Raw genomic sequence first — 11,025 nt, 5'->3', positions numbered from 1 at the left:
GTCATCGGCGGGCGCGGAGGCGCCCGCGCCGCCCGCCGGCGCAAGGATCAGCATCGCCGCCAGAACCGCCGCGGCCCAAAAATCCCGCAAGGTTCGCCCCCGAACAAAACAGAAACAGCCCGACCTATCTACAATAGGTTGTCCGCCCCCGCCAAGTCTGATCAACGGGCGCGTGTGCGGCCCCGGCTCAGTCGAGGCCCAGGCTCTTGCGGTAGTCGGGATGGAGCAGGTCCTGATACTCGGCGTGCCGCTTGATGTAGCTGGCGAAAAACGGACAGACCGGCATCACGGGCTGATTGTGCGCCCGGGCGTAGTCCAGGGCCGTGCGGACCAGCAGGGAGCCGACGCCCTGGCCCTCGAACGCTGGGGGAACCTCGGTGTGAGGAAAGAGGATTCCGGTCTTCAGCAGCCGGTACTCGGCAAAGGCCACATGCTCCCCGAGGCGAACTTCGAAACGTCCCGCCTCGGTGTTCTTGATCACTTGAAAACGGTCGCTGTCAGCCATGCTGGACTCCCTTGGCGTGTGGAGGAATGGAAACACGCCCACAGAACGCAAGAAAGGCCGACGTCGCCGTCGGCCTTTCCAAAGTTCAGAGGTCGCTGGCGGCCGGTGAAGGCCAGCCCGCCGACTGGTCTAGCGCTGAGCCAGCTCCATGCCGGCCACGGCGGCCAGATCGGAGTCGCCGACCTTTTCCAGGGTGGCTTCCACGGTCGACTTCACGCAGCGGGCCTGGGCGGACTGACGGAAGGTCTCGGTGGTGGTTTCCCGCAGGCAAACCGTGCGGGCGGCGCTGACGATGTCGGCATGGACCTGCTCGGCGGACTTGCCGGCGACCTGGACCTTGACGCCTTGGGCGAAGGCGGGGGCCGAGAGGGAGACAGCCGCGATGGCGGCGAGAGCAGCGATACGAGCGATCATTTTATTCGTTCCCGAAGAGGGGTTGATGACAACCACTTTGCGGGGCGTTCCTCTGGCGGCCTTCGTCGTCGAGATGCGTCGTTGCCGGCCGCCTTGAGAGGAGGTTTAGCGCCACCTTCCCCTCGGTCACAAGCGACAATTTTGCGACGCAACATCGCAATGTTGCGCTGCGGTGAGATCAGGCGCCGGTGATCAGGTTTTAGGCGCCGGCGTCCCTGCGAAGGGGATGAGCGGCTCCAGCAGCCGGTAGGTTGAGGCGTCCAGCACGGCCACGCCTGGCAGGGTCAGATTGCGCCACACCTCGAGCGAGGCCACGGCGTTGTGAGCCGCGATGAAGCCGCTCATGGCCGTTCCATGGGTGACGACGGCGACAGCGCCAGCCATTGCGCCATGGGTGGCGAGGTCGATCGCCGCCTGAAACCGCGTCAGGACTGAGCGCGCCGACTCGCGGCCGATCACCACGGCGTCAGGGTTTTCAAAGTGGACCGCGATGCGGCCCTCAAGGGCGTCGGTCGAGACGAAGCCCAGTCCCGTGCGGTCGTTCTCCTGCAGACCGTCCAGGGGGCGGACGGGCAGTTCCAGACCCATGGCGACCAGGGCCGCGGTCTCCAGGGCCTTCGGTTCAGGACTGGCGAAGATGCGCGCCACGCCCCTGGCTCGACAGACTTCGGTGAGCCAGCCGCACCGCGTCCGCCCCTCGGCCGAAAGCACCCAGCGATGCGAGATCACCCCAGGCGTGATCTCCGGCGGCGCATGCTTGATCAGGAGGAGTTGGCCCATGGGCTTGCGGTCCTTACCGAGGTCAGCTTGGCCGCCAGTCGGCGACGAGCGTGTAGGTCCCGGGGATATGCGGGTCGGTCCAGTCCGGGTGTTCCTGAAACCGCGTCAGCCGGAAGCCTGCGGCCAGCGCGGCCCCCAGCACCTCGCTCAGGGTCCAGAAGCGGTACTGACATTCACCGAGAACCCGGTCTTGTCCCGTCGGATCAGGGACGGGCGCCCGGACGAGGGCGGCGGAAAAGTAGTCCGGCGCTTGGCCTGGGTAGGACTGGAAGAGCTTGCGCTGGAAGGGGTGAAACTCGTGGATGACCAGCGCCGCGCCCTCTCTGCAGAGCCGCCCCATGACCTTGAAGAAGGCGGTGATATCGAGGTGGTAGTGGAGGATGCCAAGCTCCATCACCAGGGCGTCGAACTCCCCCAGTCCCTGCTCCGGCGCCGTCATGATGTCGGACAGCACATAGTCGAGGCTTACTTGCGCCGCGCTGGCCAGGTCGGCGGCGTAGCGTCGGTTGTCTTCGGCGAAATCAATGACCGTTACCTGCGCGCCCAAAAGGGCGAGGCTGACCGCGAGGCGGCCGTGCGATCCCTGGACATTGCAGATCCGCTCTCCGGCGACCGAGCCCAGATGGGGCAGGATGCGCCTGGCGGCCTTAGCAGGGTCGGCCCGCAGGCGGGCGGCTTCCTCGGCGGGAGACCCAAGAGCCTCCTGCCACGCCTCATAGCGTGCGGCGTTCCAGGCCGCCCGGTTGGCCTGCATGATGTCGGCCGCTCGCTCCGACTCCATCGCCTAGGCCTCCACCGTCATCTGGGTCTGGAGGACCAGGGCCAGGAGCTTGCCGTCTTCGGCGGTGATGCGGGTCTGCCAGACGCTGGAGCGGCGGCCGATGTGCAGGGGCGTGGCCTCGCCGGTGACCGTGGACCCCACCTTGGCTGAGCCCAGGAAGTTGGTCTTGCTTTCCAGGGTCGTGGTGCGCGCCCCGGCCGGCAGGTTCAGGAAGCCGCCGATGGCGCCGAGCGCGTCGGCGAACGCCATGAAGGCGCCCCCATGCAGGATGCCGCCGGCGGTGCAGAGGTTCTCGCGCACCTCAAGCTGGCCCACCACCCTGTCCTTGGAGCGCTCAAGAATCTGAAGGCCCATCAGATCGGCGAAGGGCATGCCGGTGGACGGTTGGCTCATGTGATCTCTTCCTCTGGCGGTCCCGGGGGGTCTCGCCTCCGGGTTGCGCCGACCCATCCTAACCCCTAGGTGAGGGGGGACGAAGCTGCGGCCGAACGGGCCTTGCGGCGGCGTGCTTGCGCGCGTTCATGTGGCGGCGTAACGGAACGCACCGCCAAAGACATTCAGGAGAGAGTTCGATGGGTTACCGGGTGGCCGTCGTCGGCGCCACGGGCAATGTGGGCCGTGAGATGCTGAATATCCTCGAGGAAGTGGAATTCCCCGTGGACAAGATTCACGCGATCGCCTCGCGCAAGTCCATCGGCGTGAAGGTGTCCTTCGGCGACCAGACGGTGGCCTGCGAGGATATCGCCCAGTTCGACTTCTCCACCGTCGACCTGGTGCTGATGAGCGTGTCGGGGTCCTTCTCCAAGGAATGGTCGCCCAAGATCGGCGCCGCCGGCCCCATCGTCATCGACAACTCCTCGGCCTTCCGGATGGACCCGGATGTGCCGCTGATCGTGCCGGAGGTGAACCCGGACGACGTGTCCTACGCCCACAAGAAGAACATCATCGCCAATCCGAATTGCTCGACGGCGCAACTGGTGGTGGCGCTGAAGCCCCTGCACGACCGGGCGAAGATCAAGCGGGTGGTGGTCTCGACCTACCAGTCGGTCTCCGGCGCGGGCAAGGAGGGCATGGACGAGCTCTGGGACCAGACCAAGGGCGTCTTCGTCCTGGGCGCGCCGCCGCCCAAGAAGTTCCCCAAGCAGATCGCCTTCAACGTCATCCCCTTCATCGGCGCCTTCGGCGACGACGGCTACACCGATGAAGAGGCCAAGATGTGGAACGAGACCCACAAGATGATCGATCCGGCCATCAAGCTGACGGTCACCTGCGTCCGCGTCCCGGTCATGGTCGGCCACTCCGAAGCCGTGAACATCGAGTTCCACGAGCCCCTGGACGAGGACGAGGCCCGCGACCTGCTGCGCGAGAGCCCGGGCCTGGTGGTGATCGATAAGCGCGACGAGACCGGCTACATGACGCCCAAGGAAGCCCAGGGGGAATTCCCGGTCTTCGTCAGCCGCATCCGCAATGACCCGACGGTCGAGCATGGCCTGAACCTGTGGGTGGTGGCCGACAATCTGCGCAAGGGCGCGGCGCTGAACGCCATCCAGATCGCCCAGCTGCTGGACGAGCGCGGCCTGATCAAGACCAAGGCCATCGCCTAGAACGGCCTGGCGTCGACAAGCAGGGGCGGCCGTTCCGCGGCCGCCCCTTTGCATGTCCGTTTCCCGCCGGGCTGTCACCGATCTGCGCTTGTGAAGGCGGGACGAAGGTCTAGGTAGAGCGCCTTCCCAGCCGAAAGCCCGCCCCGTGGCCCCGCCGCCTTCGTCCGCCCCGACCAGCCCGCCGCCCGCCGCCTTCGCCGCGGGCCTATCGGCCTATCTGATCTGGGGTTTCATCCCGCTGGTCTTCCAGGTGATCGGCGGCTACGGCGTCGGCCCCTGGGAGACGCTCGCCCACCGCACCTTCTGGGCCATTCCGTTCGCGGGCCTGTTCGTCTGGATGGCCGGCCAGGGGGGCCAGGCCCTGGCGGTGTTCCGCAAGCCCAAGGTGCTTGGCCTGCTGGCCCTGTCGTCCCTGCTGATCGCCGCCAACTGGCTGGTCTTCATCTGGGCGGTGAACAACGGCAAGGTGCTGCAGACCAGCCTCGGCTATTTCATCAATCCCTTGCTCAGCATGGCGGCCGGGGCGCTCTTCTTCCGGGAGCGGCTGGACCGCATCGCCCAGGGCGCCATCGCCCTGGCCGCCATCGGCGTGGTCTTCCAGGCTGTGGCCATCGGCGGCCTGCCCTGGGTGTCCCTGACGCTGGCGGCCTCGTTCTGCGGCTACGGGATCGTGCGCAAGCAGGTGGCGGCCGACGCCCAGACCGGCCTGTTCATCGAATGCCTGCTGCTGGGGGTTCCGGGGGCGATCTTCGCCATCTGGCTGGCCCAGGCGGGCCAGGACCACTTCACCCAAGGGGTCGCCCCGGCCGCCTGGTTGGTCTTCTCCGGGGCGGCGACGGCGGTTCCGCTGGTCCTGTTCGCCTGGGCCGCCCGTCGCCTGCCGCTCTCGGCCATGGGCTTCATGCAGTTCCTGGCCCCGTCGATGACCTTTGTCCTGGGCGTCGTCCAGGGCGAGCCGCTGGGCTGGACCAAGATCACCGCCTTCGCCTTCATCTGGGCCGGCGCTGGCGTCTTCGCCTACGGCCTCTGGCGGGCCTCGCGCCGGCTGACCGCGGCGGCGGTCTAGCCGCGCGCAGCGCTGTTAAAGAGGATCACCCCAAAGGACACAAAGGGCGCGAAGACGCCCAGCCTATCTTTGGGAACCTCGTGTTCTTCGTGGTTCAATCTTTGAAGCGCCTGCGGCGCGCCGACTGGGGGCGGCTAGTGCCCGTGGGGGCCTTCGTAGACGCCGGGCGCCAGGCGTTCGTCCTCGGCGCCTTCGCCGGCTTCAGGGGCCAGCTCGAACCGGCGGTCGCAATAGGGACATTCGACAAAGGTCGCCCCGCCCATCTCCAGCCAGACCCGCGGATGGCCGAGCGCCCCGCCGACCCCGTCGCAGGCGATCCGGCCGGTGCGCACATAGACCACTTCCGGCGCCGGCCGCGCGCTGGCGGTCAGGGCGGTGACCGCCGGCTTGGCCGGCATGGGCTCAGGGCCGGTCTGGGCCTGGACGCCACGGTTTTCGGTCGGACGGGCCATAGGGGGAAATCTCCGCTCGGAAGCTTGGCGCAGGCGCCGCTCGGGCCTAGGTATGCGAGGCGGGCTTGGCCCGTCAATGATCGCGCCCGCCAACCGACCTTGCGCAGGCGCCAAAGGGGACCGCATGGACCTTCCGGAATTCGCCATCGAGGCCCAGGGCCTGGTCAAGACCTATCCGGCCACCAAGACCACGCCGGAGATGAAGGCCCTGCGGGGGATCGATCTGGCCATCCCCCGGGGCTCCATCTTCGGCCTGCTGGGCCCCAATGGCGCGGGCAAGTCGACCTTCATCAACACCCTGGCTGGCCTGACCAAGAAGACGTCTGGCACGGTGAAGATTTGGGGCCGGGACATCGACACCCACCCCCGCGACGCCCGGGCCGCCATCGGCGTGGTGCCCCAGGAGATCGCCGCCGATCCCTTCTTTACGCCGAGGGAATCGCTCGAGGTCCAGGCCGGCATGTACGCCGTGCCGCGCAAGGAGCGCCGCACCGACGAGCTGCTGGCGGCGCTGGGGCTCGCCGACAAGGCCAACGCCTATGTGCGCCAGCTGTCGGGCGGCATGAAGCGGCGGCTGATGGTGGCCAAGGCCATGGTGCACAATCCCCCGGTCCTGATCCTGGACGAACCCACCGCCGGGGTGGATGTGGAGCTGCGCCGCCAGCTCTGGAACTATGTGGTCGAGCTGAACCGCCAGGGGGTGACCATCGTGCTCACCACCCACTATCTGGAAGAGGCCCAGGCGCTCTGCGACCAGATCGCCATCGTCAACAGGGGCCAGGTGGTGGCCTGTGAATCCACCGCCAAACTGCTCTCCCGCCTGGACACCCGCAGCGTGGTGGTGACGCCCGAGACCCCGGTGGAAGAGGCCCCGACCCTGGCGGGCTTTGAGACGAAACTCCGGGCCGGCGGCGCCTTCAGCGTCACCTACCGCACCGGCCAGTCCAGCGTCGAACAGGTGCTGGCCGCCGTCCGCGCCGCAGGCCTGCGCATCCGCGACATCGCCACCGAGGATCCCAGCCTGGAGGACGTCTTCGTCGACCTCACCACCGACAAGACCCCGCAGGTGGCGTGAGGCGCCGCGAAACCCACCGCCCCCAAACCCGTTTGCGGTCCGGCGCCCTTTCGGCTAGAAACCCGCTCCGCCTCAGGCGCCAAGCACCCGTAGCTCAGCTGGATAGAGCGTTGCCCTCCGAAGGCAAAGGTCACACGTTCGAATCGTGTCGGGTGCGCCATTTCCATTTTTTAGGATAGGTCGCGGTTCTCCCGGCCGTGCCATATGCGCAGCACGATGATCGCCTCGGGGGTGACTTCGTATCGCAGCTCGTAGTCGCCGACGATGATCCGGCGAACATCCCGCGGGCCGTAGGCGTCCAGCCTCTCACCGATCTGCGGATGATCGCGCAACCGATCAGGCGCCCGGGCCAGTCGTTGGACGATCCGTGCCGCAGCCTCTGGAGCCACAGGTAGAAGATAGTCGTGCAGGCGAGCCAGGTCTGAGGCCGCGCTGCGGGTCCATTGGACCCTCATTTGGTCGGAGGCGGCAGGGGCGCATCCGCGGTCAGACTGTCGGCCCAGGCCAGGATCGCTTGCTGGTCGATGACCCGCCCCGCGTCCACGTCCTCAAGGGCTTCCAGCGTCATGCGATGACGCGCCTCATCCTGATCAACCCAGGCGGTCAGCGCCTGCTTCATGATCCAACCTCGCGAGCGGTCGAGGCGGAGGGCCGCCGCCTCGACCTTGTCGGCCAGGTCCAGAGGAATATGAGCGGTCACCACCTTGGTCGACGTCGCCATGCATCACTCCTAATCAGAGTGATTAGGATATCATCGATGATCTAGACGCCCAAGGGCGGTCTTGCGCAGCCGCGTTCACCGTCTAGGTTGAGCCTCGCCTGAAGTTCGGGCGACGGGGGTTTTGTCAGGTTGGACGTCGAGGCGTTTATCCAGCGCTGGTCGGGACGCGAGGGCGGCGCGGAGCGCGCCAACTACGCCCTGTTCCTGAGCGAGCTGTGCGACGTCCTGGGCCTTGCCCATCCCGACCCCGCCGACGCCAGCGCCCACCAGAACGACTATGCTTTCGAGCGCGCGGTCCGCCCGCGAGAAAGCGACGGGGGCGGGGCGCCCAAGCGGATCGATCTCTACAAGCGCGGCAGCTTCATCCTGGAAGCCAAGCAATCGCGCCTGCCGGGCAGGAAGAACGCTTTGCCCGCCGCCGCCGCTCAGGGGGCGCTGTTCAAGGACGAGCCCGAACAGCTCGGCCGCCGTGACCAGGTCCCGCGCTGGGACGTGATGATGCAGAACGCGCGCAAGCAGGCGGAAGGCTACGTCTTCCTGCTCGACGCCGATCATCCCGCGCCGCCCTTCATCATCACCTGTGATGTGGGCCATTGCCTGGAGCTCTATGCCGACTTCACCGGCACGGGGCGCGCCTACAACCAGTTCCCCGATCGCAAGGGTTTCCGGATCTTTCTGGAGGACCTGCGCGACGAGAAGATTCGCCAGCTTCTGGTGGCCATCTGGACCGATCCGCAATCCCTGGACCCTACCCGCCAGTCGGCCCGGGTGACCCGCGAGATCGCCGGGCGGCTGGCCCAGGTCAGCAAGTCCCTGGAGGAGGGCGGCGCGAACCCCGAGGACGTGGCGCATTTCCTGATGCGCTGCCTCTTCACCATGTTCGCCGAGGATGTGGACCTGCTGCCCAAGGGCAGTTTCCGCGACCTTCTCTCCCGCAGCGTGGAGGACCCGACCCACTTCCCCCACCGGCTGAAACAGCTGTGGTCGGACATGGACAAGGGCGCGGCCTTCAGCGCTGTGATCGACGCCCGGGTGCGGCACTTCAACGGCGGCCTGTTCGCCCAGACCACCGCGTTTGAGCTGAAGCGCGAGGAGATCGGCGAGCTGCTGGCCGCCGCCCGCGCCGACTGGCGCGAGGTCGATCCCGCCATCTTCGGGACCCTGCTGGAACAGGCGCTCGACAAGGACGAACGGGCCAGGCTCGGCGCCCACTATACGCCGCGCAGCTACGTCCAGCGCCTGGTGGAGGTGACGGTCATGGCGCCCCTGCGCGCCGACTGGGACGCCGTCCAGACCAAGGTGCTGTCGGCCAAGGACGATGGGGACGACGCCGGCGCCATCCAGCTGGTGCGGGATTTCCACCACCGGCTCTGCGAGACGACCGTCCTCGATCCGGCCTGCGGCACCGGCAACTTCCTCTATGTGTCGCTGGAGCTGATGAAGAAGCTCGAGGGCGAGGTTCTGCAGAACCTGATCGCCTTGGGCGACGCCCAGGCCGGCCTGTCCCTGGCCGGCGAGGGCCTGCGGGGCCGCGAGAGCGTCGATCCTCACCAGTTCCTGGGCCTGGAGCTGAACCCGCGGGCCGCGGCCATCGCCGAGCTGGTGATCTGGATCGGCTATCTGCAATGGCACTATCGCAATCACGAGAGCCACCCGGCCGAGCCGATCCTCAGGGCCTTCAAGAACATCAATTTCGGCCGCCGCGAGGGCTATGACGCGGTGCTCACCTGGGACGGCTATCCCCTGCCGAAGGTGGAGGTGAAGGACGGCGTCCGCGTCGAGACCTATCCCAATCCCCGCAGGCCCGAATGGCCCGAGGCCGACTTCATCGTCGGCAACCCGCCGTTCATCGGCGGCGCCAACCTGCGCTCCCGCATGGCGCCAGGCTATGCGGAGGCCCTGTGGAAGGCGCATCCGCAGATGAACGAGAGCGCCGACTTCGTCATGTACTGGTGGGACCGGGCGGCCGAAATCCTGCGACGCAAGAAGTCGCGCCTGCGCCGCTTCGGCTTCGTCACCACCAACTCCATCAGCCAGGTCTTCCAGCGCCGGGTGATGGAGCGCCACCTGAACGGCAAGCCGGCCCTGTCGCTGGTCTATGCTGTGCCCGACCATCCCTGGACCAAGGCGACGCGGGACTCCGCGGCTGTGCGGATCAGCATGACAGCTGCGGCGGTGGGCAAGCACGACGGTCTGCTGGCCGAGGTGACCGCTGAGGCCGGGCTCGATACCGACGAGCCGAAGCTGAGCTTCTGGTCGAAGCGAGGCAAGATCAATTCCGACCTATCGGTGGGGGTGGATGTGACGAAGGCCGTTGCCCTTAAGGCCAATGATGGCCTGTGTTCCCCAGGCGTGAAGCTGCACGGCTCCGGCTTTATTGTTACGCCGCAGGAGGCGGAACATCTGGGCCTCGGCCGCGTGCCGGGCCTGGACGCGCACATCCGGCCGTACCGCAACGGCCGTGATCTTGTTGGCAGGTCTCGCGGTGTGATGGTCATCGATCTCGACGGCCAATCTGCACCTGATGTTCGACGCCGGTTTCCGGATGTTTATGAGCACCTTCTTTCAACCGTTAAACCCGAAAGAGATCAAAACAACGAGCGCTACAGAAGGGAAAATTGGTGGCTCTTCGGGCGGAAAAACACATTGATGAGAGGCTTTGTGGGCGGCACCGTACGCTACGTCGCCACACCTGAAACGTCCCGGCACAGAATCTTCCAATTCCTCGGCAGCGAGATCACTCCGGATAACAAGGTGGTCGCAATCGGACTGCCCGCCGCCGAGATGCTTTCCATTCTAAGTTCAAGCCCCCACCGATGCTGGGCGGTGCATACTGGCGGTTGGCTAGGTGTCGGGAACGACTCTGTGTATGTAAAAAGCATCTGTTTTGACGCTTTCCCTTTCCCCGACATTGCCGATCTTCTGCGCACCGCACTGGCGGAGTTAGGAGAAGAACTCGATGCCACCCGCAAGGCGGTGCAGGCCGAGCATCCCGACCTCACCCTCACCGGCCTCTACAATGTGCTGGAGAAGGTGAAGGCTGGCGCGGCGCTCACCGAGGCCGAGGCCGATGTGAAGGCCCGGGGCCGGGTGCTGATCCTGAAAGAGCTGCACGAGCAGATCGATGCGGCGGTGTTCGAAGCCTATGGCTGGCCCGCCGACCTCGCCGACGAGCAGATCCTCGAGCGCCTGGTGGCGCTGAACGCCCAGCGGGCCAAGGAAGAGGCCGCCGGCCACGTGCGGTGGCTTAGGCCGGACTATCAGATCCCCCGCTTCGCCAAGGGGGTGGAGCGCAAGTCCGGCGAACTGGACCTGGGCGAGACCGTGGTGGCCATCGACAAGGCCCTGCCGGCCTTCCCCACCGACCGGGACGAGGCGCCGCTGGCCGTCGAGCAGGCGCTCATCCTGGCCGGCCGCCCGCTGGCGCTGGCCGAACTGGCGCGGACCTTCAAGAAGGGCGGCAAGCGCCTGGAGCCCCGCCTCGCCCGGGCGCTGAACACCCTGGTCCGCTTCGGCAGCGTCAGCCTGACGCCAGACGGCCGCTACGTCGCCCGCCGGGCCGCCTGACTCCTCCGCGCATTTTCCCTTGGTGAACTGTGTTTGGTTCGGCTCCATGGGCGCCGAAAT

General features: G+C 66.8%; 12 protein-coding genes and 1 tRNA gene. 5 read left to right on the top strand and 8 right to left on the bottom strand.

Going from position 1 to position 11,025, the window contains the following annotated elements; all coding sequences use genetic code 11:
* Nucleotides 1-187: 187 nt before the first annotated feature.
* The 5 genes from Q7V15_RS00960 to Q7V15_RS00940 all read right to left on the bottom strand — a co-directional run bounded on the left by Q7V15_RS00960 (nucleotide 188) and on the right by Q7V15_RS00940 (nucleotide 2,873).
* Nucleotides 188-505, bottom strand: a complete 318-nt coding sequence (locus Q7V15_RS00960) for a GNAT family N-acetyltransferase (protein ID WP_304753028.1) — start codon at nucleotides 503-505, stop codon at nucleotides 188-190.
* A 129-nt stretch (nucleotides 506-634) separates the two neighbouring features.
* Nucleotides 635-919 (bottom strand): hypothetical protein, encoded by a 285-nt coding sequence (locus tag Q7V15_RS00955; RefSeq protein ID WP_304753025.1) that lies wholly within the window; start codon nucleotides 917-919, stop codon nucleotides 635-637.
* A gap of 192 nt (nucleotides 920-1,111) precedes the next feature.
* The gene (locus tag Q7V15_RS00950) at nucleotides 1,112-1,699 is read right to left on the bottom strand and encodes a histidine phosphatase family protein (protein ID WP_304753023.1); all 588 of its coding nucleotides are present in this window, start codon (nucleotides 1,697-1,699) and stop codon (nucleotides 1,112-1,114) included.
* A gap of 22 nt (nucleotides 1,700-1,721) precedes the next feature.
* Nucleotides 1,722-2,480 carry a class I SAM-dependent methyltransferase gene (locus Q7V15_RS00945; RefSeq protein WP_304753020.1) on the bottom strand — a complete coding sequence of 253 codons (759 nt, stop codon included), beginning with the start codon at nucleotides 2,478-2,480 and terminating at the stop codon, nucleotides 1,722-1,724.
* Nucleotides 2,481-2,483: 3 nt separating this feature from the next.
* Nucleotides 2,484-2,873 (bottom strand): PaaI family thioesterase, encoded by a 390-nt coding sequence (locus tag Q7V15_RS00940; RefSeq protein ID WP_304753019.1) that lies wholly within the window; start codon nucleotides 2,871-2,873, stop codon nucleotides 2,484-2,486.
* 179 nt (nucleotides 2,874-3,052) lie between these two features.
* On the opposite strand from Q7V15_RS00940, the gene Q7V15_RS00935 reads away from it, so the two are divergent.
* Nucleotides 3,053-4,084 (top strand): aspartate-semialdehyde dehydrogenase, encoded by a 1,032-nt coding sequence (locus Q7V15_RS00935; RefSeq protein ID WP_304753017.1) that lies wholly within the window; start codon nucleotides 3,053-3,055, stop codon nucleotides 4,082-4,084.
* A gap of 145 nt (nucleotides 4,085-4,229) precedes the next feature.
* A complete protein-coding gene (gene rarD / locus Q7V15_RS00930) occupies nucleotides 4,230-5,150 on the top strand; it encodes an EamA family transporter RarD (protein ID WP_304753016.1) in 921 nt (306 codons plus the stop codon).
* A gap of 134 nt (nucleotides 5,151-5,284) precedes the next feature.
* Here rarD and Q7V15_RS00925 read toward each other — a convergent pair whose 3' ends face one another.
* Complete coding sequence (locus tag Q7V15_RS00925) at nucleotides 5,285-5,548, bottom strand: zinc-finger domain-containing protein (protein WP_304753034.1); 264 nt, start codon at nucleotides 5,546-5,548, stop codon at nucleotides 5,285-5,287.
* Between the two features lie 178 nt (nucleotides 5,549-5,726).
* Here Q7V15_RS00925 and Q7V15_RS00920 point away from each other — a divergent pair, with 178 nt between their 5' ends.
* Together Q7V15_RS00920 and Q7V15_RS00915 are read left to right on the top strand one after the other, a co-directional pair.
* Entirely contained in the window at nucleotides 5,727-6,677 is a 951-nt protein-coding gene (locus Q7V15_RS00920; RefSeq protein WP_304753013.1) for an ABC transporter ATP-binding protein, read from the top strand.
* An 83-nt stretch (nucleotides 6,678-6,760) separates the two neighbouring features.
* Nucleotides 6,761-6,837, top strand: a tRNA-Arg gene (locus Q7V15_RS00915).
* Nucleotides 6,838-6,847: 10 nt separating this feature from the next.
* Here the strand turns inward: Q7V15_RS00915 and Q7V15_RS00910 are convergent.
* Together Q7V15_RS00910 and Q7V15_RS00905 are read right to left on the bottom strand one after the other, a co-directional pair.
* Nucleotides 6,848-7,132, bottom strand: coding sequence for a type II toxin-antitoxin system RelE/ParE family toxin (locus Q7V15_RS00910; RefSeq protein ID WP_304753010.1), 285 nt, complete (start codon nucleotides 7,130-7,132; stop codon nucleotides 6,848-6,850).
* Entirely contained in the window at nucleotides 7,129-7,398 is a 270-nt protein-coding gene (locus tag Q7V15_RS00905; protein WP_304753009.1) for a CopG family ribbon-helix-helix protein, read from the bottom strand. Before Q7V15_RS00905 ends, Q7V15_RS00910 begins: the two co-directional genes overlap by 4 nt.
* Nucleotides 7,399-7,527: 129 nt before the next feature.
* Here Q7V15_RS00905 and Q7V15_RS00900 point away from each other — a divergent pair, with 129 nt between their 5' ends.
* Nucleotides 7,528-10,965 carry a DNA methyltransferase gene (locus Q7V15_RS00900; protein ID WP_304753007.1) on the top strand — a complete coding sequence of 1,146 codons (3,438 nt, stop codon included), beginning with the start codon at nucleotides 7,528-7,530 and terminating at the stop codon, nucleotides 10,963-10,965.
* The last annotated feature ends 60 nt before the right edge of the window (nucleotides 10,966-11,025 follow it).

Source organism: Phenylobacterium sp. (genome assembly GCF_030651755.1).
Lineage (GTDB): Bacteria > Pseudomonadota > Alphaproteobacteria > Caulobacterales > Caulobacteraceae > Phenylobacterium.
This window is presented reverse-complemented; position numbering and strand designations above follow the sequence as displayed.

Coding starts and splice junctions, on each gene's coding strand:
- Q7V15_RS00960 (WP_304753028.1), bottom strand. CDS start 505: ATGGCTGACAGCGACCGTTTTCAAGTGATCAAGAACACCGAGGCGGGA.
- Q7V15_RS00955 (WP_304753025.1), bottom strand. CDS start 919: ATGATCGCTCGTATCGCTGCTCTCGCCGCCATCGCGGCTGTCTCCCTC.
- Q7V15_RS00950 (WP_304753023.1), bottom strand. CDS start 1,699: ATGGGCCAACTCCTCCTGATCAAGCATGCGCCGCCGGAGATCACGCCT.
- Q7V15_RS00945 (WP_304753020.1), bottom strand. CDS start 2,480: ATGGAGTCGGAGCGAGCGGCCGACATCATGCAGGCCAACCGGGCGGCC.
- Q7V15_RS00940 (WP_304753019.1), bottom strand. CDS start 2,873: ATGAGCCAACCGTCCACCGGCATGCCCTTCGCCGATCTGATGGGCCTT.
- Q7V15_RS00935 (WP_304753017.1), top strand. CDS start 3,053: ATGGGTTACCGGGTGGCCGTCGTCGGCGCCACGGGCAATGTGGGCCGT.
- Q7V15_RS00925 (WP_304753034.1), bottom strand. CDS start 5,548: ATGCCGGCCAAGCCGGCGGTCACCGCCCTGACCGCCAGCGCGCGGCCG.
- Q7V15_RS00920 (WP_304753013.1), top strand. CDS start 5,727: ATGGACCTTCCGGAATTCGCCATCGAGGCCCAGGGCCTGGTCAAGACC.
- Q7V15_RS00910 (WP_304753010.1), bottom strand. CDS start 7,132: ATGAGGGTCCAATGGACCCGCAGCGCGGCCTCAGACCTGGCTCGCCTG.
- Q7V15_RS00905 (WP_304753009.1), bottom strand. CDS start 7,398: ATGGCGACGTCGACCAAGGTGGTGACCGCTCATATTCCTCTGGACCTG.